The 24,206-nt window shown below is 29.3% G+C and carries 21 protein-coding genes; 6 read left to right on the top strand and 15 right to left on the bottom strand.

Translation table 11 applies throughout. The features are described from left to right. Positions 1-5: 5 nt before the first annotated feature. Positions 6-2,807: a TonB-dependent receptor gene (locus LPB302_RS10105; RefSeq protein WP_053973662.1), complete on the bottom strand. Its 2,802-nt coding sequence runs from the start codon at positions 2,805-2,807 to the stop codon at positions 6-8. A gap of 270 nt (positions 2,808-3,077) precedes the next feature. Between LPB302_RS10105 and LPB302_RS10100 the strand changes: the two genes are divergently transcribed. Then, a complete protein-coding gene (locus LPB302_RS10100) occupies positions 3,078-5,324 on the top strand; it encodes an inorganic phosphate transporter (protein WP_053973663.1) in 2,247 nt (748 codons plus the stop codon). A 3-nt stretch (positions 5,325-5,327) separates the two neighbouring features. Here LPB302_RS10100 and LPB302_RS10095 read toward each other — a convergent pair whose 3' ends face one another. The 3 genes from LPB302_RS10095 to LPB302_RS10085 all read right to left on the bottom strand — a co-directional run bounded on the left by LPB302_RS10095 (position 5,328) and on the right by LPB302_RS10085 (position 10,034). Continuing rightward, a complete protein-coding gene (locus tag LPB302_RS10095; RefSeq protein ID WP_053973664.1) occupies positions 5,328-7,523 on the bottom strand; it encodes a patatin-like phospholipase family protein in 2,196 nt (731 codons plus the stop codon). Then, positions 7,513-9,318, bottom strand: a complete 1,806-nt coding sequence (gene uvrC, locus LPB302_RS10090) for an excinuclease ABC subunit UvrC (RefSeq protein WP_053973665.1) — start codon at positions 9,316-9,318, stop codon at positions 7,513-7,515. Before uvrC ends, LPB302_RS10095 begins: the two co-directional genes overlap by 11 nt. Positions 9,319-9,404: 86 nt before the next feature. Further along, entirely contained in the window at positions 9,405-10,034 is a 630-nt protein-coding gene (locus tag LPB302_RS10085) for a lipoprotein signal peptidase (protein ID WP_053973666.1), read from the bottom strand. Positions 10,035-10,181: 147 nt separating this feature from the next. Here LPB302_RS10085 and LPB302_RS10080 point away from each other — a divergent pair, with 147 nt between their 5' ends. Next, a complete protein-coding gene (locus LPB302_RS10080; RefSeq protein WP_053973667.1) occupies positions 10,182-10,532 on the top strand; it encodes a DoxX family protein in 351 nt (116 codons plus the stop codon). Here LPB302_RS10080 and LPB302_RS10075 read toward each other — a convergent pair. The 5 genes from LPB302_RS10075 to LPB302_RS10055 form a co-directional block, all read right to left on the bottom strand. Continuing rightward, the gene (locus LPB302_RS10075; protein WP_053973668.1) at positions 10,529-10,906 is read right to left on the bottom strand and encodes a DoxX family protein; all 378 of its coding nucleotides are present in this window, start codon (positions 10,904-10,906) and stop codon (positions 10,529-10,531) included. The genes LPB302_RS10080 and LPB302_RS10075 overlap by 4 nt on opposite strands. Before the next feature lie 58 nt (positions 10,907-10,964). Then, positions 10,965-11,549, bottom strand: coding sequence for a hypothetical protein (locus LPB302_RS10070; RefSeq protein ID WP_053973669.1), 585 nt, complete (start codon positions 11,547-11,549; stop codon positions 10,965-10,967). A gap of 113 nt (positions 11,550-11,662) precedes the next feature. Further along, positions 11,663-12,040 (bottom strand): TraR/DksA family transcriptional regulator, encoded by a 378-nt coding sequence (locus LPB302_RS10065; RefSeq protein WP_053973670.1) that lies wholly within the window; start codon positions 12,038-12,040, stop codon positions 11,663-11,665. Between the two features lie 4 nt (positions 12,041-12,044). Further along, complete coding sequence (gene ileS, locus LPB302_RS10060) at positions 12,045-15,518, bottom strand: isoleucine--tRNA ligase (RefSeq protein ID WP_143032686.1); 3,474 nt, start codon at positions 15,516-15,518, stop codon at positions 12,045-12,047. Between the two features lie 227 nt (positions 15,519-15,745). Then, entirely contained in the window at positions 15,746-16,510 is a 765-nt protein-coding gene (locus tag LPB302_RS10055; RefSeq protein WP_053973672.1) for a TerB family tellurite resistance protein, read from the bottom strand. 158 nt (positions 16,511-16,668) lie between these two features. Here LPB302_RS10055 and LPB302_RS10050 point away from each other — a divergent pair, with 158 nt between their 5' ends. The 3 genes from LPB302_RS10050 to LPB302_RS10040 all read left to right on the top strand — a co-directional run bounded on the left by LPB302_RS10050 (position 16,669) and on the right by LPB302_RS10040 (position 18,056). Next, complete coding sequence (locus LPB302_RS10050) at positions 16,669-17,079, top strand: BrxA/BrxB family bacilliredoxin (RefSeq protein WP_015481640.1); 411 nt, start codon at positions 16,669-16,671, stop codon at positions 17,077-17,079. Positions 17,080-17,148: 69 nt separating this feature from the next. After that, the gene (locus LPB302_RS10045; RefSeq protein WP_053973673.1) at positions 17,149-17,388 is read left to right on the top strand and encodes a hypothetical protein; all 240 of its coding nucleotides are present in this window, start codon (positions 17,149-17,151) and stop codon (positions 17,386-17,388) included. 2 nt (positions 17,389-17,390) lie between these two features. Beyond that, a complete protein-coding gene (locus LPB302_RS10040; protein WP_053973674.1) occupies positions 17,391-18,056 on the top strand; it encodes an HD domain-containing protein in 666 nt (221 codons plus the stop codon). Here the strand turns inward: LPB302_RS10040 and LPB302_RS10035 are convergent. Next, positions 18,053-18,238 (bottom strand): hypothetical protein, encoded by a 186-nt coding sequence (locus LPB302_RS10035; protein WP_053973675.1) that lies wholly within the window; start codon positions 18,236-18,238, stop codon positions 18,053-18,055. The two genes, LPB302_RS10040 and LPB302_RS10035, sit on opposite strands and share 4 nt — an antisense overlap. 3 nt (positions 18,239-18,241) lie before the next feature. After that, entirely contained in the window at positions 18,242-19,114 is an 873-nt protein-coding gene (locus LPB302_RS10030; protein WP_053973676.1) for an AraC family transcriptional regulator, read from the bottom strand. Between the two features lie 297 nt (positions 19,115-19,411). Here LPB302_RS10030 and LPB302_RS10025 point away from each other — a divergent pair, with 297 nt between their 5' ends. Then, a complete protein-coding gene (locus LPB302_RS10025; RefSeq protein ID WP_053973677.1) occupies positions 19,412-19,993 on the top strand; it encodes a hypothetical protein in 582 nt (193 codons plus the stop codon). A 56-nt stretch (positions 19,994-20,049) separates the two neighbouring features. On the opposite strand, the gene LPB302_RS10020 is transcribed toward LPB302_RS10025, so the two are convergent. From LPB302_RS10020 to LPB302_RS10005, 4 genes are read right to left on the bottom strand one after another with little or no spacing between them, the layout of a single operon-like run. Then, entirely contained in the window at positions 20,050-20,832 is a 783-nt protein-coding gene (locus LPB302_RS10020; protein ID WP_053973678.1) for an enoyl-CoA hydratase/isomerase family protein, read from the bottom strand. 31 nt (positions 20,833-20,863) lie between these two features. Beyond that, a complete protein-coding gene (locus tag LPB302_RS10015) occupies positions 20,864-22,273 on the bottom strand; it encodes a sensor histidine kinase (protein ID WP_053973679.1) in 1,410 nt (469 codons plus the stop codon). Between the two features lie 50 nt (positions 22,274-22,323). Then, positions 22,324-22,788 (bottom strand): hypothetical protein, encoded by a 465-nt coding sequence (locus tag LPB302_RS10010; RefSeq protein ID WP_053973680.1) that lies wholly within the window; start codon positions 22,786-22,788, stop codon positions 22,324-22,326. Between the two features lie 41 nt (positions 22,789-22,829). Next, a complete protein-coding gene (locus LPB302_RS10005) occupies positions 22,830-24,161 on the bottom strand; it encodes an MATE family efflux transporter (protein WP_053973681.1) in 1,332 nt (443 codons plus the stop codon). Positions 24,162-24,206: the final 45 nt, after the last annotated feature.

Raw genomic sequence — 24,206 nt, 5'->3', positions numbered from 1 at the left:
TTTGATTAAAATTTATAATTGAAGCCTAAGCTGATGTTGCTACCTCTTTTATATCCAGATAAAACAATATCTCCTAAAGGTGTACCTTCTCTAACTCTTTCTATGGAAGGATCTAAAATATTGCTTGCACTAAAGTTGATTTCAATATTTTCGCCAATATTATTTTTCCAAACGAAATCTAATGTTGGTACAGATTTTTCCACAATATTTCCAATTTGTCCAGAGCCTAAAGCATCAATCCTATCTGCGAAATAAGAGAATACTAGTGTTGCTGTTGGTTTGTAGTTTTCCCATTTTGTTGGGCTATAGTTTAAGTTTGCATTTACTAAAATTGGAGACGCACCTTGTAATTGGTCTGTAGCTCTATTAAATGAAGTTGAAAAAGATTGTCCATTAACATTTGCATATAAATCTTGTTCTGTATGCATGTATGTAAAGTTGAAACCTGCAGAAAGTTGTGCATTATCATCTTCATCTGTAATTAAATTTTTTCTAGCCTCTAACTCTAAACCTAAAATAGTTGCTTTGTCTCCTGTTCTAAAATAACGTTGTACACCTGTTGCATCACTAGCAATTACTAAGTTTACAGGATTATTAATTTGTTTACCAAAAGCGCTTAAAGACAATACTTCTCCTCTATTGATAAACCATTCGTATTTTAAGTCAATATTAAATACATCTGAAAATGTTGGGTTATCTAATAAATCTGGGTTACCACCAATTCTCTGGGTTACACCTTCGTAAACAAATGGTGCTACTTCTTTAAATTCTGGTACAGAAACAGTTTTACTAAAAGTGAAACGTAAATTCTGAGTATCGTTTAAAGCGTATTTTACATTTAATGAAGGCAACCAAAATACTTCCTCTGCTTTTCTAAATTTAGGATCATTAGGGTTGATGTTAATTACATCATAACTAATTTCTTGCTGAAAAGATTCTAATCTAATACCAGGTACTACTGTTAATTTTTCATTTACATTAACCACACCATTTATAGATGCACCATAAACATTAAGTGTTCCTGAATATGTATTTTCATTCAAACCTGGTAGGTTAGTTGTACCAAAACTTGGATCTATTGCTTTAAAAACTTCTGTATTATAAACAACTCCAAAATTTTGTAGGTTAATTATATCATCAATTCTACTTGGATCTGCAACTTGTACATGAGGTGTTAAAAAATCGTACCCATAACGTATGTTTTCAAAATCACGTGTTTTTCTACGACCACTAAAACCATAGTTTAAACTAAAGTTATCTGAAATAGTTTGTTCTAAATTAAGTCTGCTATTAAATTCAGAATCAATAATTTTTTGAAAGTATCTTTGGTTATCAAACACAATATTGTTGTAGAAAGATGCATTTGTTGTTGGATCATTATCTAACGAATATTGATAATTCTCTAAACTCATTCTTCTTCTATCTGGTTCATGAGAGAAAACGTTGTTAAAACCAATTCCCCAAGTTAATTTAAATTCTGGATCTTCATCTGTAGCATTATAAAAATCATGCTCACCTGTAAGTTGATTTACAAAAATTAAATCTTGATTAAACTGAACGTTTAATTGAAAGAAACCTTGGTCTGTGTCTAAAATAGCATCTCTGTTTTCACCTAAACCATTTACACCAAAATAACCTACTTGATCTGATGAACTGTTTAAGAACATAGATGTGTATTTTAATTGATGATTATCATTTATTTTATAAAGTGCATTACCCATTACAGTTGTTGCTGTAGTGTATTCAAATTCTTGAGCTGTTGGGTATCTTACTTTAAAAACATTTGTAAAATCTACTGCTGGTCCTTCTCTATACTCATAACCGTTTTGAAACGATGCTGTTGCATATAAACTTAAACGTGATTCTTCTCCAAGATCGTAAGATTTACCTCCACTTAAACCGATATTTAAGTTAATTGGCTCCCCTCCATTTTCAGGGTCAATACCATGAGATAAAACCTGAGCAAATGGGTTATGCTCATATCTTCTGAAAAAACCAACATGACCTGAGCCTTTTGTTTTCTTAAAGTCTTTACCTGCAGCTCTAGTATTTACTCCTGTACCAACAGAAACATCAAAAAAGCCATCTCCTTTATACTCTTTAGACACGATATTTACATTACCTGCAGCAAAATCTCCATAAAATTCTGGCGAATATGCTTTACTAATAGAAACACTCTGTATAACTTCTGATTGAAATAAATTTAAATCTATATTCTTTTTGTTTACATCATTAGAAGGTAATGATAAACCGTTCATAGTAGTATTCAAATATCTATCTCCTAAACCTCGAACATATACGTTACTAGAACCTTCTTGTTTAGAAACACCAGATATTTTTGATACAGCACCAGCTGCATCACTTACACCTTGCTTTGCTAATTCTTGAGAACCAATACTTTCTTTTATAACTGTGGCTTTCTTTTGTTCTAATAGTAAAGCATTTGCATTATCTTTTTTAGTAGTTGCTCTAATTACAACATCATCTAAAGCAACACCCTCTTCTGCAGACATTAACTGGTTGATAGTTACTGTTTCATTTGCAGCAATTGTAAATGATTTTTCAACTGCTTTATATCCTAAGAAACTAAAAACAACAATATGATTACCTGCAGGAACAGATAATGTATAATTACCATCAAAATCTGTAGTTGTACCTATGGTAGTACCTTTAATTATCACATTTGCAAAAGGTAATGGTTCATTGTTAGTTTCTTTATCTGTTAATAAACCTTTTAAAGTACCCTTATCTTGAGCATTTATCAATTGGCTTAAACATAGTAAAGTTATAAATAGTAATTTCTTCATTTCTTATAAATAAATTTTCGTTGCAAAAGTACCTCCACATCTGTAAATTGATTGTTAGGAATAAATTATGGTTGGGTTAAAAACCTGTTAAGCAAACGTTAATGAAGAAATTAATGTTGATTTATTTTTAAAACTCTTAAAACCTTAGTGTTACAAATAAAAATGATAAATTTACCCCTGTAATTTGGGCATAAATTTCATAACATTAAGATAACATTATCAACTTGCTGTGTATTTAACTTTGTTGCCATATAAAAATAATCGCCAAAAATGGGAGATCCTTATGTGTTAATGCTAGTTGCTTTAGCAGCTTTAGCTATTGTAGATTTAGTAGTAGGTGTTAGTAATGATGCTGTAAACTTCTTAAATTCTGCTATTGGTTCTAAAGCAATTTCTGTAAGAAATATTATGATAATTGCCAGTGTTGGAGTATTCTTTGGTGCTGTTTCATCTAGTGGAATGATGGAGGTTGCTAGAAAAGGAATTTTTAACCCAAGCATGTTTGTTTTTCAGGATGTGATGTTTATTTTCATGGCAGTAATGATTACAGATATTCTATTATTGGATCTCTTTAATTCATTAGGGATGCCAACCTCTACAACAGTTTCTATTGTGTTTGAATTGTTAGGTTCTGCTGTGGTTATTGCTTTTATAAAAATATCTCAGAATGATGCTGAAGGAATTGCCTCTATTTGGAAATACATTAATTATGATACTGCAACAGACATTATTTTAGGAATTTTACTTTCTGTAGTGGTTGCATTTAGTGTGGGTGCTATTGTACAGTATTTTTCTAGACTTATTTACTCGTTTAATTTTGCGAGCAGACCTACGTATATTAATTCTTTGTTTGGTGGTTTTGCAATTACAGCAATTACTTATTTTATCATAATAAAAGGATTAAAAGGTACTGACTTTTACGAAAATATTGCACATGTAATGGAAGGTAACACCATAAGTATTATTGCCATAAGCTTTATACTTTGGACGGTTTTATCTTACTTATTAACTAAAATATTTAAACTAAATATTCTTGTGTTAATTATTGGTATTGGTACATTTTCTTTAGCAATGGCTTTTGCTGGTAATGACTTAGTAAACTTTATTGGAGTGCCAATTGCTGCCCTAAATTCTTACGAAACATGGAGTGTTTCTGGTGTTGATGCAGAAGTATTTTCTATGGCTAGTTTAGCTGCAAAAGTAAAGTCTAATGTTTGGCTATTATTGTTGGCTGGTTTAATAATGGTTATTACTTTATGGACCTCTTCTAAAGCCAAATCTGTTATTGAAACAGGAATTAACTTATCTAGACAAGGTGAAGGTCATGAAAAATTTCAGCCCAACAATGTTTCAAGAGTTGTTGTTCGTTTTGCAATGTTTGTAAACGTTGGTATTAATTATGTACTTCCTGAAAAAACAAAAACATTCATTAACTCAAAATTTGAAAAACCAAGTGTAAAATTACCTAATGATAAAACTATAGAAATGCCTGCCTTTGATTTGGTAAGAGCATCTGTAAACCTAGTTATGGCTAGTGTTTTAATTTCTATAGCAACATCTATGAAATTACCTTTATCTACAACCTACGTTACATTTATGGTAGCAATGGGCACATCTTTGGCAGATAGAGCTTGGGGTCGTGAAAGTGCAGTTTATAGAGTTGCAGGAGTTTTAAATGTAATTGGTGGTTGGTTTTTAACAGCTTTAGTAGCTTTTGTAGCTGCAGGTATTGTAGCTTATTTAATTCATTTACATATTATTTTTATTCCTATTTTGCTAGTGGCAGTTGCAGCTTTAATTACAAAAAACTCTATAGCCCATAGAAAAAAGACGCAAGAAATAAAAAGAAAAACATACATAGAAAGATCTGAGTTAATTACCATTAATGGCGTTATTGATGAAAGTTCTGGACACGTTTCTGAAGTTGCAACTAGAATTGATAAATTATATACTCATGTTGTAAATGATTTGGCAAATCATGATTTAAATAAGCTTAGAAAAACAGATAAGCATGTAGAAAAATTAAATGATGAGATTGATGACTTAAAAGACAATGTTTTCTATTTCATTAAATCTTTAGATGAAACCTCTGTACAAGCAAGTAAGTTTTATATTTCAATTTTAGGTTATTTACAAGATGCTGCTCAATCTATAAGTTACATTTCTAGAGCAAGTTTTAAGCACGTAAATAATAATCATAAGAATTTAAAGAAAGGTCAGATTAAAGATTTAAAGCTTATTAATAATGAGTTAAGTACTATTTTAGGTATAATTTCTACTATTTTTAAGGAGCGTAAGTTTGATGATTTAAATCCTTTATTAATTCAAAAAAGAGAATTATTAAGCAATGTTTCCTTGTCTATAGAAAAGCAAGTTGCAAGAATCAGGACAGATGAAACAAGTCCTAAAAACACAACGCTTTACTTTAGTATTCTTTTAGAAACAAAAGATTTAATGAAAGCCCTTATGAATTTATTGGAAACTTATGAAGAGTTCTATTTAAGTACTAAAGTTTAATTTTTAGAACCAAAAACCTAGATTAAACAACCAAAAATTCTGTTTGGTATCTGGAGACCAAGCGTATTTTAATTCAATTGGTCCAATAATACTGTTATAGCTATACCCTACTGCATAACCAGATTTGATATCTGTAAACAAATCGATGTCTTTAAACACATTGGTATCTAACCTTGCATAATTGGCAATAAAATTTGCATAATGTCTGTCTGCAAAACGATATCTAATATTTAGTTCTGATTTTACGTAAGAAAGATCTGAAAGCTCTGCAAAATCATAACCATAAAATCGAGTAAAAGTGTTGATATAGTTTTGGTTATATCCACCAAGATAAAAATCAAAAATGCTAGAATCTGGGTTATCAAAAGTAAAACCAGCTTCATTGGTTAATTGAAATGTAAGTTTATCGAAAAAAGTAGTTGCAAAACCTAAAGTTCCTCTAGTTTGTAGAAAACGTTTAAAATTTTGATTATGGTTTGTTGAATTGATAAACCATTTTGCTCTTAAATCTGCAAAATATCCTTTAGTAACAAAATATTTTTGATCATAAGTATCTAACTTAATATAACCAAATGCATTAAGATACTCACTGTTATCTAAAATAGTTTCTCCACTATTCACAACAATAGTTTCTGTACTTATTTTTATATACTTATGTTCTAAACCTAAACCAATTGCAAACTTTCTACCAAAGGTGGTTTGTAAGTATAATTGATTGGTTATATCTGTATATTTAATATTTATATTATTTATATCAAATTCATCAGTTATTACTAAATTAAACTTCGAGTTTGCTCTAAAATGATCGTATCTAGATCTAATTCCGTAACTAATATAAAATCCATTATCTACAAAATAATTTAAATCGTATCTTAAATTATCGCCTAAAATAAAATCTACAGCAAGCATATCATTCTTACCAAAAAGACGCTTGTGATTGTAGTTAGCTAACACTCCAGATTTATATAAAAAATCATAATGCACGCCTAATTTTAAATTGGCTTTCTCATTTGATTCTGTTAAATTAAAATTTAAGAGATAAGAACCGTCTACTTTTTTAATAAAATTATATTCAATTTTATTATAATTTCTAGTTGCAGAAAGTAAATGAATTCTCTTTGTAACTTCTTGTCTAGACAAACTATCACCTTCTAAAATGTTTAATTTTCCTAAAACATAAGACCTTGTATAATTATTATTACCCGTTAATGCAATATCTGATATTAACATTTTACTGGTATTTATTTCTATATCTGTACGTTTCTTTTTAATAGTTTGTTTGGCTGCAATTTCTTCAAAAACTTTAGTATATTTTTTAGCTGCAAGTTCTCCTTTTTCTAAAATTTCTTCTTTTCTTTCAAAATCTACTACAGAGAAATCGTAAATTTCTGGGTGTATGTAAACGTCTAATTTTTTAATTTCTTCATCAGACTTATTATACATTTGATAGCTAACAATTTGATTTAGCAAAGCAACAACAGAATTAATTTTTTCTTTCTGAAAGAGTTTGCCTTCTACATCTACACCAATTACAATATCTATTCCTTTATCTTTCATAATACTTACAGGAAAGTTATTGGCAATTCCACCATCAACTAAAAGTTTATCACCTACTTCTACTGGGTTTAATAATGAAGGAAAAGAACCACTTGCTCTTAATGCAATAGGTAATGAACCGCTTTCTAAAACTATAGGGTTACCATTTTCTACATCTGTTGCAATACAAAAAAATGGTGTTGCTAGTTTAGAAAAATCTTGGTTGCCATCTAAAGAATCAAATAATTCTAAGAGTAGATTTAATACATTTTGTCCTTTAGAAATACCTCTAGGAAAACCAATTTTACCATTATTTACAGGCAGAGTTATAACCGTTTTTTCACCATATTCTTTTTCGAAGAACGTTTCTGAACTTCTAGGAATTTGATCTCTTAGTAATGTCATAAAATCTGTATTTACAACAATATCTTCTATTTGAACTGCAGAATAACCAGCAGCATATAAGCCACCAATAATAGCACCCATACTTGTGCCTGCAATATAATCTAACTGAATACCAGCTTTATCTATTTCTTTTAAAACACCAATATGTGCAAAACCTTTTGCACCTCCACCACTCAAAACTAAACCTACTTTAGGTTGTGTTTGCTGAGCGAAAACAAACCAAGGGAGTAATAAAATTAAAATAAGTTTATTTTTCATTGTCTTTTTTTGAATGGTAAAAATTATAGACTTTTAATGCTCTTGCATTACCAATAACCGCTTTTAGCTCTTCTATATTAGCTTCTTTTACTCGTTTTGCGGATTTAAATTTACGTAATAAAGTTGTAATAGTTTGTTTGCCAACATCTGGTATTTGTTCTAACTCACTTTGAATGGCACTTTTACTTCTTTTATTTCTATGAAATGTAATACCAAATCTATGAGCCTCATTTCTTAAAAACTGAGTAATCTTTAAGGTTTCAGATTTTTTATCTAGATATAAAGGTATCGGGTCATCTGGATAATAGATTTCTTCTAAACGTTTGGCAATACCAATAATTGCAATTTTACCACGTAAACCTAAAATTTCTAAACTTTTTACGGCTGACGATAATTGTCCTTTTCCACCATCAACAATAATTAGTTGTGGTAAAGATTCGCCTTCAGTAAGCAATCGTTTATATCTTCTAAAAACAACCTCTTCCATAGAAGCAAAATCATCTGGCCCAACAACGGTTTTTATATTGTAATGTCTGTATTCTTTTTTACTTGGTTTTCCATCTCTAAAAACCACACATGCAGCAACAGGATTTGTACCTTGTATATTAGAATTATCAAAACACTCAATATGTCTTGGCTCTTCTTTTAAACGCAAATCTGCCTTCATTTGAGCCATAATTCTTTTCACATGCCTATCAGGATCTACAATTTTAATCTGTTTTAACTGCTCTAACTTATAGTATTTGGCATTTCTTTCAGACAGTTCTACAATTCTCTTTTTATCACCTACTTTTGGTATAGTAACCTTAACATCTTCACCAATATTTACTTGAAAAGGAACATAAATTTCTGGTGAAGTTGAATTGTATCTTTGTCTGATTTCGAAAATGAAAAGTTCTAGTAATTCTTTGTCTGACTCTTCTAATTTTTTCTTTATTTCTGTGGTATGAGATTGTATAATAGATCCATTAGAAATCTTTATAAAATTGGCATAGCCATGGGTTTTATCTGATATAATAGAAAATACATCTACATTATTAATAGAAGGATTTACAATAGTGCTTTTTGCTTGATAGTTGCTTAGTCTGTCTAACTTTTCTTTAATTCTCTGCGCTTTTTCAAACTCCATTTTTTCTGCAAAACCCATCATTAAAGCATTAAGTCTTTCCAGGCTTTCTTTAAAATTACCTTTAATAATGTTTCGAATTTCTTTTATGGAATTATTGTAATGCTGTTCAGTTTCTAAAGCTTCACAAGGTCCTAAACAATTTCCTAAATGATATTCTAAACAGACTTTATATTTACCTGTATTTATTTTTTCTCTACTTAAATCGTACTTACAAGTTCTAAGTGTATATAATTCTTTTATGAGCTCTAAAAGTGCTTTAATGGTTCTAACAGAAGTATAAGGCCCAAAATATTCAGAGCCATCTTTAATAACTCTTCTTGTCATAAAAACTCTTGGAAAACGTTCTTTTTTGATACAAATCCAAGGATAGGTTTTATCATCCTTTAAAAGTACATTGTACTTAGGTTTGTATTTTTTTATAAGGTTATTTTCTAATAAAAGTGCGTCTGTTTCTGTATTAACAACAATGTGTTTTACTGTGTTAATGTTTTTTACTAAAACTCTAGTTTTTCCACTATCATGTGTTTTTGTAAAATAAGAAGATACTCGTTTCTTTAAATTTTTGGCTTTACCAACATAAATCAGTTTTTCTTCTTTATCAAAATATTGATAAACTCCTGGAGAAGAAGGCAGTGTTTTAATTTGAAGCTCTAAAGAAGTGTTCATACACAAAAATAACTTTTATGTAGAATTAAACAGACACATTTGGTCTTTTATTTACACCTAATCAACAAGAAAATTAAAGCGCTATTTTAGGCATCTACAGTCTTGGTTTCTTTTTTCTCTTCTTTAGGAAATGCTTGCTTGCTAAAAATAAATAATAATGCTACACCAATAGTTATGTAAGAATCTGCAGGATTAAAAATGTATTGAAAAAACGTATACATTTCTCCACCAACAAAAGGAATCCAATCTGGTAAAATACCTTCCCAAATAGGAAAGTAAAACATATCTACAACTTTACCATAAAAGAACTCACCATCTGTAGTTTCTGGGAATAAAGTAGCTACACTATGTTTTGGATGATCGAAAATAACACCATAAAAAACAGAATCTATAATATTACCAACAGCACCTGAAAATATTAAAGAAATACCTATTATTACTGCATTATGTACCTTTCTTTTAATATTGTTACTTAACCAATAAATAATTAAACCAACAGCTACAATTCTAAATAAAGTTAGAAAAAGTTTACCTGTTTTTCCTCCAAACTCAAAACCCATAGCCATACCATTGTTCTCTACAAAGTGTATTCTAAACCAATCGAATACTAAAACCTCTTCACCTAATATAAAATGAGTTTTTACATAGATTTTAATAACTTGATCTAATACAATTGCAATTAGAATAGTAAGAATAGCCAGCGCTTTTTTAGACATTTTTTTAATTTTAAAGTCACAAAAATAGTGATATTATTATGAAAAAATTAAAGATTAAATTTTCTACCTATAACTCAGCTTTTTTAAACTTTTTCATAAATTTATAAATCTAAGATGATTTTAATTTATCTTTAAAAAAACTTTCTTTTGAATCTACTTTTAATACTCGTTTTCTTTTCTAGTCTTTGCTTTTTTTACTTTGGTATTACTTGTTTTACATCAGCATTTATAATTGCAGAGTTTATTAGATATAAACTACCTAATTTTAGAAAACTAATTGGTGTTTTACAAATACTGGGTGCTATTGGTCTGTTAGTTGGTTATTATTACAATCCGTTATTGTTATTGTTGGCTTCTTCTGGATTGTTCTTGTTAATGCTTGCTGGCTTTATAGTTCGTTTAAAAATTAAAGATAATTTTATAAAATCTTCACCTGCTTTTACGTTTGCAGCGATCAACTTATTTATCGCTTTAAAAACTTTTTATAAATTTTTCTAGTAAGAGAAGTAGGCAATAATTAAATTCATAACTACAAATAGAAATGCTGGGAAAGACTTAAATAAAGGGTCTTTTATTTTAAGATGCATTAAAATTGACCCTAATAATAAAGTTGCTAGCCCTAAACTTGAAACTATGGTTAATTCCTCAAATTTTATTGAAACCAATAATAAAATTGCCAAACTAACTTTTAGAAAACCTATGATATAGCATATTGTTTTTGATAAGCCATAACAGTTAAATTCCTCTATAATTGTTGTTGCATCTCCACCTCTCCATTTTGTGTTCTTTTTAGGCTGAATTAGCCAAACATTTAAAATACTTAATGAAACAATTACTTTTAAAGCGATGATGATATAATCTAAAGTTTGCATACGTAAAATTGATTTCTACTAAATTAAGATAATTTTTAAAATTACCTCTATCAAGTTTTTAGTAATCCTCTTTTGCAATAAAAATATTCCCTTTTATGGTAATTATCTCTAGTTTACGATTACTAATTGTAGGTTGATTTTCATATAATTTCTCATACAATTCATCATCAACATTTATCTTACCAAGGTTAGATATTATTTTAGTATCTGTGTTTTTTGTAGTTGCATACACATTACCAGAATATAATTTAAGAAGCGTTTTTTGTAAAATATTGTTCAGTTTAACAATTCCATTGTCTATATAAATGGCTAAATCATTTATAAGATTATTGCTTTCTATATCTACATTTTCACCAAAAACATATACTTTTTTTCCTTTAGGTATCTTTACAATGGCAGTTGCTCTTTGCAAGCGTTTTGTAATAAATTTTCTAAAAATTACCTCTCTTGTTTCTGTTCCTTCAAAATCGAAATTAATAGCAACTTGCTTATCATTTTCATCAATTTTAATTAATTGTTCATCATAACTTTTAGCTTCTAAAATAACTTCTAGAAAATTGTTAGATGAATTTTCTAAAATGATATTGTCTAAACCTTTGGTGTAAATGTTAATTTCAGATGCATTTGTTTGCAAACTTTTCATCACTTTTTTCTGCGAAAAAATCGCAGTAGAAAAACAAATACATATGAGAATTAATTTTTTTTTCATAAAAAAAAGCTTCTTAAAAAGAAGCTTTATAAATTTTTTACTAATTATTACTGAGCTCTTTTAGCCTCAATACTTAACGTTGCATGAGGTACTAATTTTAAACGCTCTTTCTGGATTAATTTACCAGTAACTCTACAAACACCATACGTTTTGTTTTCTATACGTAATAAAGCGTTTTTTAGGTCTCTAATAAATTTTTCTTGTCTTATAGCCAATTGCACATTTGCTTCTTTATTCATAACATCTGAACCTTCATCAAAAGATTTAAATGATGATAAAGTATCATCTGTACCATTATTTGCATCATTTTTATAAGCTGCTCTTAACAACTCTAAATCTTCGTTTGCTCTTGCAATTTTCTTTTCGATGATTGCCTTAAATTCTTGAAGATCTTCTTCAGAATATTTTACTTTAACATCTGGCATGTTCCTAAATTTTTTCGATTAATATTTTACTTTCAATGGTATCAAACTCTATGTCTGTACCTTCTTCTAACTCATCAACAAAAACCAATTCTTTAGTTAATGTCTCACTCATAATGTAGTCTTTATTATCAGTTATAGATTGTTGTAAATTATCGTAATTTAAAACCGTTAATTTTATTTTATCTGTTACTTCTAAACCAGCATCTTTACGTGCATTTTGAATTCTATTCACCAATTCTCTGGCTACACCTTCTTTACGTAAATCTTCTGTTATAGTAACATCTAAAGCCACAGTTAATGAACCTTCATTTGCCACTAACCAACCTTCTATATCTTTAGATGATATTTCTACATCTGAGGCTTCTAAAATAATATTTTTACCATTAACTTCTATAGAAATGTTTTTATCTTTCTCTATTTTGTTAATATCTTCTTGAGTAAACTTCTGAACTTCAGCAGCTATAAAACGCATGTCTTTACCAAACTTTGGGCCTAAAGCTTTAAAATTAGGCTTTATTTGTTTGATTAAAATATCTGAAGCGTCTTCCATTAATTGGATTTCTTTAATATTTACTTCGTGTTTTATTAAGTTTTCTACAGCTAAAATTTCTTCTTTCTGTTGAGTATTATCAACAGGAATCATAATTTTCTGTAATGGCTGACGTACTTTTATTTTCTCTTTTGCTCTAAGTGATAATACTAGAGATGAAATAGTTTGTGCGTTCTCCATTTTACGCTCTAAACTCTTATCTACAAAGCTTTCATCAAATTTCGGAAAATCTGATAAGTGAATACTTTCTGAAGTTTCCTTATTAGTTACCGAATTTAAATCTTGATACAATCTATCCATAAAAAATGGAGCAATTGGTGCTGCTAATTTGGCAACTGTTGTCATACAAGTATATAAGGTTTGATAAGCAGAAATTTTATCTGTTTCATAAGTACCTTTCCAAAAACGTCTTCTACTTAAACGTACATACCAGTTACTTAAGTATTCTTGCGTAAAATCTGAAATTGCTCTTGCAGCTCTTGTTGGCTCATAATCTGAATAAAATTTATCTACTTTATTTATTAAAGTATGTAATTCAGATAAAATCCATCTGTCTAATTCTGGTCTTTCATTTAAAACAACATCTGCTTCTTTGTAAGCAAAACCATCAATATTTGTATATAAACTAAAGAAAGAATAGGTGTTGTATAAAGTTCCAAAAAACTTACGTTTTACTTCTTCAATTCCTTCTAAATCAAACTTTAAATTATCCCAAGGATTGGCATTAGAAATCATATACCACCTTGTGGCATCTGCTCCATATTTGCCTAAAGTTTCGAAAGGATCTGCTGCATTACCTAAACGTTTAGACATTTTATGTCCGTTTTTATCTAAAACTAAACCATTAGATACTACATTTTTATAAGCAACGTCATCAAAAATCATTGTTGCAATTGCATGTAATGTATAGAACCAACCTCTGGTTTGATCTACTCCTTCTGCAATAAAATCTGCTTTTCTCCAAGTAGTATCTACCAATTCTTTATTCTGAAAAGGATAATGCCATTGAGCATAAGGCATAGAGCCAGAATCGAACCAAACATCTATTAAATCAGATTCACGTTTCATAGGTTTTCCTGTAGCAGAAACTAAGGTAATTTCATCTACAATGTTTTTATGTAAATCTATTTTAGCATAGTTTTCATCAGACATATTGCCTACTTCAAAATCTTCAAAAATATCTTTGTCTAAAACTCCAGCTTCTATAGCTTTTGCCATTTCTGATTTTAATTCTTCTACAGAACCAATACAGATTTCTTCTTTACCATCTTCTGTTCTCCAAATTGGTAATGGAATTCCCCAATAACGAGATCTAGACAAGTTCCAATCGTTTGCATTTGCCAACCAATTTCCAAAACGCCCAGTTCCTGTAGATTCTGGTTTCCAGTTTATGGTTTTGTTTAGCTCATGCATTCTATCTTTTACATCAGTAATTTTAATAAACCAAGAATCTAATGGATAATATAAAATTGGCTTATCTGTTCTCCAACAATTTGGGTAACTGTGCTTGTATTTTTCTACTTTAAACGCTTTGTTTTCATTCTTTAATTTTAACCCTAAACGTTCATCTACAGATAAATACTGTTTCTGATTTTTTAGAACGTCTTTTAATTTCTCTTGTTGCGTTTTTAATTCTGAAGCAAGATCATCTTCAGTTAAATATTCAGATTTTACATATTCATTTGCAAAACCATAAATATCATCTTTAACCTCTGGTCTAAATTTACCTTGTAAATCTACTAAAGGAACTAAATTGTCATTTTCATCTTTTACTAATAATGGTGGAATTTCTGGTGATGCCTGTTTAGATACTAAAGCATCATCTGCCCCAAAAGTTGGTGCTGTGTGTACAATTCCTGTACCATCTTCTGTAGTTACAAAATCTCCTGATATTACTCTAAAAGCATCTTGAGGATTATCATTTGGTAAAGCATAATCTAACAATTGCTCGTATTTTATACCTACCAAATCTTTACCTATAAATTCTTTTACAACGTAAAAAGGAATTTTCTTTTCTCCTGATTTATATGCTTTTAATTCATCAGCAGTTTCAACTTCAAAGGCATTTTTACCTCCAAATTGTTTGCTAATTAAGTTTTTAGCTAATATTACTTTTACAGGTTCAAAAGTATATTGATTATAAGTGTCTACTAAAACATATTCAATTTTTGGCCCAACAGTTAAGGCTGTATTACTTGGCAATGTCCAAGGAGTTGTAGTCCAAGCAATGAAATTAATATCACCTTCATTTTGTAAAAAATCTGGTAAGGTTTCATTTATCGCTTTAAATTGAGCAACAACTGTTGTATCTGTTACATCTTGATAGGTACCTGGTTGATTTAATTCGTGAGAACTTAAACCTGTACCTGCTTTTGGTGAATAAGGTTGAATTGTATACCCTTTGTATATTAATTCTTTGTTATAAATCTGTTTTAATAACCACCAAACAGACTCCATATATTTTGGTTCATAAGTAATATATGGATCTTCCATATCTACCCAATATCCCATTTTCTGAGTCAAATCATTCCAGATATCTGTGTATCTCATAACCGCTTTTCTACAAGCTGCATTATAATCTTCTACAGATATTTTTTTACCAATATCTTCTTTTGTAATTCCTAATTCTTTCTCTACACCTAATTCTATTGGTAAACCATGAGTATCCCAACCTGCTTTTCTTTTTACCTGAAAACCTTTCATGGTTTTGTATCTAGGAAAAATATCTTTGATTGCTCTTGCTAAAACATGGTGAACTCCTGGAAGACCATTTGCTGAAGGTGGCCCTTCAAAAAATATAAAAGGTTCTGCACCTTCTCTAGATGTAATGCTTTTTTCGAATATATTTTTCTCTTGCCAAGAATTTAAGATTTCTTCTGCTACTTTTGGTAAATCTAGTCCTTTGTATTCAGGAAATTTCATCTGGATTTTTTTTATTTTAATTCATGATGCCATACAAACTTTATCTATTTTAGAAACCTATCTTTTAAAGCAGATAAGACTCTAAAAATTAAAGTTTTCGCTTTCATTTTGCCTCATTTTTAATGAGACTGCGAAATTAAGGATTTTCTAGTAATTTTTAAGTGTGGTAACTTAAAATTAAAGTTTCCTTATTTTACATCAAATATTGTAGTTTTTTTCAGGCAGTATAGAACTTACATGCCTCTTTCGCTTTTAATGTTTTCGTAGGCAGTTTGTATGCTTTGAAATTTTTCTTTTGCGCCTTTTATGTGCTCTTCTCCTAAATCTTGCACTTTATCTGGATGGTATTTTTTTACCATTTTTCTGTATGCAGATTTAACCTCATCATTAGTTGCACTTTTTGTAATCTCTAAAATTTTATAAGAATTATCAGACTCATTATAAAACATGGCTTTAATAGATTCATAATCATTTTGATTGATGTATAAGTAACCTGCAATTTTACGAATTTCTTCTACCTCATTTTTAGTTACAAACTCATCTGCTTTAGCAATACCAAATAAAAAGTGTAACAATTGTAAACGAGCAGAATGAGACATATGCTCTCTAATTTGAATACACACTTGACGTGCAGAAATTTGTTTCTTAACTATACCTTTAAACAATTTAAATGCATTATTTGCACGTTGTTTACCATACATATTTAAGAACTGAGAACGCACAAAATCTAATTCACGTTGATCTATTTTACCATCAGATTTTATAACAATCGATGCTAAAACAAGAAGACTCATTTCAAAATCTCCAGATTGCGTATTTGCTCTTCTAAAACTCCCTTTTGGCTTACGATTTTTATCATAATCTAATTGTTCTTGTTTAAATTCGTCTAGTGTAAAACCGTCTACAAAACTACCAATTGCAAAACCAATTGCTGCTCCTATTGGGCCTCCTAACGTAAAACCTAAACCTGCTCCTAACCATTTAGAAAAACTATTCATGCTCTTTTTAAATTTTAGCTTCAAATATAAACAAACATCAGGATTAATGCTGGTAATTTCTAACATCAATTTAATTGATTAATACATTGATAGAAGTATGATTTTGCAGTTGAATTTTGCTTTTAGATTGATTATATTTGCAGTCTAAATAATTAATTATGTATCCAGAAGAATTAGTAAAACCAATGCGTGATGAGTTAATTAACGCTGGTTTTGAAGCATTATATACAAGTGAAGATGTTGAAAACGCAATGTCTAAGGAAGGTACTACTTTAGTAATGGTAAACTCTGTATGTGGTTGTGCAGCTGGTACTGCAAGACCTGGAGCTATTGCTTCTTTAGGTGCAGACAAAACACCAACCAATTTAACTACAGTTTTTGCTGGTGTAGAAAAAGAATCTACTCAAAAAGCTAGAGAATTTATGATTCCTTTTCCACCTTCATCGCCTGCAATTGCCTTATTTAAAGATGGTAATTTAGTGCACATGTTAGAAAGACATCATATTGAAGGTCGTTCTGCACAAATGATTGCACAAAACTTAGCTGCTGCTTACGAAGAGCACTGTTAATCTTTACGTATTAAGAAACAAACCAAAATCCACTTTCTATAAAGTGGATTTTGTATTTTTATAAAATCTATGGCCTCTCAATATTCAACTTACACAAAACCTGAACTAGAAAAAAAATTAAAAAAACAAAAAACAATTTTAATTATACAAGGTGTTTTAGTTTTTTTAATGATAATTTTTGCTGTTTTTTCTACAGTAGATAGAGGTATGACTTTTCATACTTTTTTGCCTTTATTCTTTGCACCTATGTTCTTTGCTATGTATTTTGAATATAACCAAATTAAAAAAGAATTGCGCTTAAGAAATTAAAGATGAATCAAGAAGAAGTAATACAAAATACAATTGCATTTGTTAAAGAAGAATTAAAAGACGCTGAAGGAGGCCATGATTGGTTTCATATAGAACGTGTATTTAGAAATACTTTATTAATTGCTAGAGATGAAAAAGTAGATGCTTTTGTAGTTTCTTTGGCTGCATTACTGCATGATATTGCTGATCCTAAATTTCATAATGGAAATGAGAAATTAGGCCCTAAAAAAGCAACAAAGTTTCTTATTGAACAAAATGTACCAAAAGAGATTGGTAAACACGTAGTTAAAATTATTAAGAATATATCTTTCAAAAATTCTCTAGAAGAAAATAAAAATCAATTTAATTCTAAAGAATTACAGGTTGTACAAGATGCTGATAGATTAGATGCTATTGGTGCTATTGGAATTGCACGTTGTTTTAATTATGGTGGTTTTAAAAATAGAGCATTGTATGACCCAGAAGTACAACCCAATTTAAATATGACCAAAGAAGAGTATAAAAACTCTAAAGCACCAACTATTAATCACTTTTATGAAAAGTTATTGCTTTTAAAAGATGAAATGAATACTGATGCAGGAAAAAAGATTGCAGAAAACAGACATGAATATATGGAAGGTTTTCTAAAACAATTCTACAATGAGTGGAATGGAAAATTAGAGCTTTAATTTTCTTCTACAACTTCTAAAGCTGTAATTTTATACTCTAATATTTCTAGTTCTTTACCAGATTCTATAATTTGTTCTACGGTTAAATTGTTGTTTTCGTTTATAAACGCTTTAAGTTGTTTACTTTTAAAAGTATAATACTCTAGTGCTTTTTTAATATTTTTTTCTGAAGTTAAAGCCATTTATTATTGAATTAAATCTTTCATTTCACTTCTATATATTGAAGCGCTTTTGCCTGTAAACTCTTTAAATAGTTTATTAAAGTGAGAGAAATTGTTAAAACCACATTCAAAACTTACATCTGTAATACTCATATTACTTTCAGCTAGTAATTTTGTGGCATGTACAACTCTATATTCATTAACCAACTTTGTAAATGTTTTACCTGTTGTTTTCTTGAAATATCTACAAAATGCAGGTACAGTCATGCTTACAATTTCTGCAATTTCATCTAAACTAATGTGCTCTTTAAAATTTTTATTGATGTGTTTGTACACCATTTCAATTTTATCACTGTCTTGATGAGCACTTTCGAAAGCGTAACCATTTGCATTTAATAAGGTATAGTCATCTGTGGTTGCTAAATCATTTAGAATTTCTATAAATGATGTAATTCTTGCAGCACCTTCTAACTCTACTAACTTCTCAATTTTAGCTCCAATTCTTTGCTTAATTTCTATATTAAATCGAATACCCTTTTTCGCACGCTCAAACAAGGCATCAATAGCAGCCATTTCTGGAATTTTAAAAAAATCTTTTCCTAAAAAATCTGGTAAAAACTGAATTAGAGTTTCAGAACCATTGGTTGTTAAACGATCTATATACCCTATATGAGGCAAATTAGAACCAATTAAAACCAACTGGCTATTATTAAAGTAACTTAAATGATTACCTATATGTCTTTTCCCTTTTCCTTTATTTACATATACTAATTCTATCTCTGGATGAAAATGCCAAAAAGGAATATTGGTCTTTAAGAACTCCTCATGTTTTTTAACCAACAATGAACTACCAAAATTGGGCGTAATTTTTTCTAAAGTTGGTTTCTTTTGTATCATACTGCAAAAATACAACACATTACTAAGACTATCTATATAAAATTATCAATATTCTATGCTAAATTAACTTAACAAGTTCTTAACATAAGGTATTTTGTTAATTTAGCATATAAAATTGCCAATTCTGTTGTTTTTCAGACTGTATTTCACCTGTAACTTTGCACAAAAATAAATACAACAAAACACAAACCTGTATTTATAAAAAGAAGAAACATTTTTAAGTATTAGATTTTATTCTTCTAATTATGAAATGTTTACAAAATATAAATAAAACAATTTAACTAAATACAATAAGTTATGAAGTCAATTAAAACAAGAGTACTAGTAGTAGTTTTAATGTTAGGAACATTGGTAAACTACGCAAACAACGCAAATTTAGAAGCTAACTTAGATGCAAAAACAATTAAAGTAGCATTTAAAGACGCTAAGAAAGGTCATCAATTAATTATTAAAAACAGTGCAGGTATTATTTTACATACTGAGCAAGTAGAAAAGAAAGGTGATTTAGTAAAAGTTTTTGATTTTTCTAAATTAGAAAATGGAAACTACACTTTAGAATTAGAAAAAGACTTTGAAATAATCATTAAGTCTGTTAAGGTAAAAGAAAACGAAATTATTTTTGACAAAACATCAGAAAGAAAAATCTTTAAGCCAGTTGTAAGAAACCAGGCAAACACATTAATGATTAGTAAAATAGCTTTTGATAAAAAGCCATTACAAGTTACTTTATTCTTTAATGATGAAGTAATTCTTTCTGAAACTGTTGTTTCTGAAGCAATTTTAAATCGAGTTTATAAATTAGATAGTGAGCAAAAAGGTGAGTATAAAGTAATTATTAGAAATAATAATAGAAGTTATATAAATCAGTTTAAAATCTAAGTATATACTTTTCGCCAAAAAAAAGAACGAGCCTTAATAGGCTCGTTTTTTTTTATCTATCTATTTGGAAAATTAGGTTTCCTTTTTTCTAGGAAAGCTGTAGTACCTTCTTTAAAATCTTCTGTTCCAAAGCAATTACCAAACTCTTCTATTTCTACATCATAACCATTTACACCTTCTTTGTAATTGGCATTAATTGCTTTAATGGCGCCTGAAATAGCAACAGATGAATTTCTCATAATTTTACTTGCTAATTTATTGGCAAGTGGCACTAGTTCTTCTTGGGTAGTTACATGGTTTACCAACCCTAAAGATAATGCCTCATCTGCAGGAATCATTCCAGCAGTCATTACAAGCTCCATAGCTTTACCTTTACCTACTAATTGAGATAAACGTTGTGTACCTCCATAACCAGGTATAACACCTAATGAAACTTCTGGTAATCCCATTTTTGCATTGTCTGATGCAATTCTAAAATGACATGACATTGCCAATTCTAAACCACCACCTAAAGCAAAACCATTTACTGCTGCAATTACTGGTTTTGATAAGTTTTCTACCAAGTCAAACAACATTTCTTGACCTTTTCTTGCTAGTACTCCACCTTCTTCTACAGAAAAGTTAGCAAATTCAGAAATATCTGCACCTGCTACAAATGCTTTTTCTCCTGAACCCGTTAAAATAATTACTCTTACAACTTCATCATTTTCTAAATCTGTAAAAGCTGTGCTTAGTTCTGTAATTGTTTCTTTATTTAATGCATTTAACTTTTTTGGTCTGTTGATGGTAATCTGTGCTAACGCATCATTTTTATCTACTAAAATATTATTAAAACTCATTTTATATCCTTTAAGTTATTGTATGATTATTTTATTCTTTTGGCAAAATTACAGTAAAAACGGTACCTTCTCCAACTCTAGACGTAAATGAAATAGAGCCATCATAAGCCTCTATAATGTTTTTTATCATTCCTAAACCAAGACCCATTCCACTTGTTTTTGTGGTAAATTTTGGCTCAAAGATTAAATCTTTCACATCATCAGCAATTCCTTTTCCATTATCAGATACTAAAATAGTTACATTTTTTGCATCAGAAATAACTTTAACTTCTATTAACGGATTTTCCTCTTTATCTGCAGCTTGTGTTGCGTTTTTTACCAAATTATTTACAATTCTAATTAATTGCGTTTTATCTAAATTGGCATATATTTCATCTTCACTTGGCAAGTAACTTATATAATCTTCGTTAAAAATATCTAGGGCAAGTTTTACTACACTTACTACATTTATACGTTCTCTTTTCTGACTTGGCATTTTTGCAAAATCTGAAAATGCAGAGGCAATAGAACTCATTACATCTATTTGCTGAATTAATGTTTGACTATATTCTGCTAGTTTTTCTTTTATATTTTCATCATCAGGATTAAACTTACGCTCAAAACTTTGCACTGTAAGTCTCATTGGTGTAAGCGGATTTTTAATTTCATGTGCTACTTGTTTTGCCATTTCTCTCCAAGCCTGCTCACGCTCACTTTTTGCCAATTTTGCTGCACTTTCTTCTAGCTGATCTATCATACTATTATAAGCATCTACCAAAACCTCTATTTCTGAGCTTGCTGAACCCAACATTATTTTTTCGTTTCTTTCATTTAAACGCGTTTGTTGCATTCTATCTGAAATTGAATTGATAGATCTTGTAATGTAACTTGATAAGAAATAGGCCAAAGCAATTGCTATTAAAAACATTAAAATGTAAACCAAACTTAGCCTTTTAATAAACTCTTCTAACTCATACTCTATTTCTGAATTGTCTTGCGTAAATTGTAATTCTAGTATTCCTATTCGTTTAAATTTAGGATCGTTGATGTATGTATATGAGGATTGATATCCATCACCTTCTACTTCTCTACTTTTAAAAATTCTATGATTGGAGTTTTGAGACAAGTCATTTAAAGTCTCATAAGAAAGTGGCTTTGTTTTGTTTTCTTCGAAAGCATTGGTTTTAGAAGAAACCAATAAATTACCATGTAAATCAAAAATGGATACGTTTAATTTGTTAATTGATGATATTTCATAAACACGTTCTTGGAAAATCATTGCCAAGTTTTTGGTATTTACAGGGTAACTAGTTTTGTTGGTAAGCTCTAAGTTTATGGTTTCTATAGTTGTAGCTTCCTTTCTTTCAAAACGTTGAATATTGTAGTCTTTGGTTTGCTCATCATACTGAATTACTGTAACCACTAGTATTAATATTGATGCCAAAAGCACCAAAATTATCATCGATAAAAAGATGCGGATTCTTAAAGAAACATTTTTTATTTTGAACAACCTTATTGTATTTTAATTCGTTTTGTTTTCATCAATAGAAAATCATCTAGTTCACCATCATTATCCCAATCAAATTTACTTTTACCAGTAAAACCTTCTTCTGTTTCTGTAATTTGATATCCTACTTTTATATCTCTATTATTATAGAAGAAATCTACAAAAAGTGAATCGTTTTTTACACTCCAATTACCTGAAGATTCTGAAACTTTCTCTCCTTTAGGGTTTACAAACCAAGCATTAAATGTACCATCTGCATTATAAGTAGATTGCGCAACTAACTCTGGATTATTGTCAAACTTATCTTCATAAACATATAAAGAATCTGACTTTTCATACGTTGGCATTTCTATTTTCATGTAAGTAGTTTGCCAGGAGTTAATCATATATTCTTCTAAAGATTTTTCTTTTTTACAAGCAACAATAAGCGTTCCAAAAATTAAAATTAATAATAAATGTTTTTGTTTCATTCTCAGTGACTTTAGAAGTACAAGATATTATAAATATTAAACTAGTCTTTTACTAAGGGTAAAAATAATTGTCTGAATTTAATTATTAATGGTATTCCCCTAGCCATAATCCATAATGTAAAAGCTATCCAAATGGCTGTTAGTTTTAAATCGAAATAATCACAGATTAATAAGGTTGGTATAAATACAAATCCTGTAGAGAATAGTAATACGTTTCGTAAATATTTCATTTTACCCATTCCTTTAAACATACCATCAAAAATAAATGTTATAGCGCTTATAGGCTGTGTTAGTAAAACTATCCAAAAAACATTATAAAACTGGGTTAAAACATCTGTTTCCTTCGTGAAAATTTCACCTATAAAATTGTAAAAAATAAAACCTGTTAAAGCTATAAGTGAACCAGTAACAATACCATATTTAAATAATTTATTACTTAATTCTACCAAAGATTTATAATTCTTTGCACCTAATAATTTACCTGATAAAATATTACCTGCACTAGAATAACCATCTATCATAAAAGCACCTAATAACCATATATTAATGCCAATTGTGTAGGCTGCAATATAGGCTGCTCCATAATCTGTAGCATAAGAAGTTGCAAAGTACAATGCTGTGTTTAGTGCTAAAGTTCTAATGAATAGATTACCAATCATTCCCAATAATTTTGGTATTTCTACATGAAATGGTAATGAGAATTTTAAAGAAATGTTGGTTTTTTTAATCAACAAAATAATAGCAATAATTGCCATTGTTATTTGTGCAATTACACTTGCATAAGCTGCTCCTTCAATTTGCATTGCTGGTATGTAACCTTCTATTCCATACACAAAAATTAAATCGAGAATAATATTTAAAACAGCACCTACTATTGCAATAATCATTGGATAAAAAGTGTTTTGTAATCCTCTAAAAACACCAAAAATTGCAAATACAAATAACGAAAAAGGAAACCCGAAAATTCTTATTTTAAAATAGGTAATGCAATATTCTAAAACCTGACCAGATGCATTATAAAACTGAAATATTTCTTTAGCAAAAGGATAACTTATAGCCAAAATACATAGACTACCAGTAATTATAATAGCAATTGCTTGTATGGGTAATTTCTGAATTTCATCGATTTTATTAGCACCCACATATTGTGATATGATAGATGAAATAGCACTTCTTATTTGCCCAAAAACCCAGATTAGCATAGAAATAAAAGCCCCAACAATACCAACAGCTGCCAAGCTTTCAGTAGCATTATCATTTATATTACCAATAATTGCTGTATCTGTAATGGACAAAAGTGGCTCTGCTATACCAGCAATTAAAGCAGGAATTGCCAATTTATTGATGTTTTTAAAACTAATATCTGCCTTCAAAACGATGCTTTTTAACAAAGGTACATATCTAAAAACGAGAACTGC

It is taken from the genome of Polaribacter dokdonensis, assembly GCF_024362345.1.
Lineage (GTDB): Bacteria > Bacteroidota > Bacteroidia > Flavobacteriales > Flavobacteriaceae > Polaribacter > Polaribacter dokdonensis.
The sequence above is the reverse complement of the archived record's forward strand: the minus strand, read 5'-3'. Positions and strand labels throughout refer to the sequence as shown.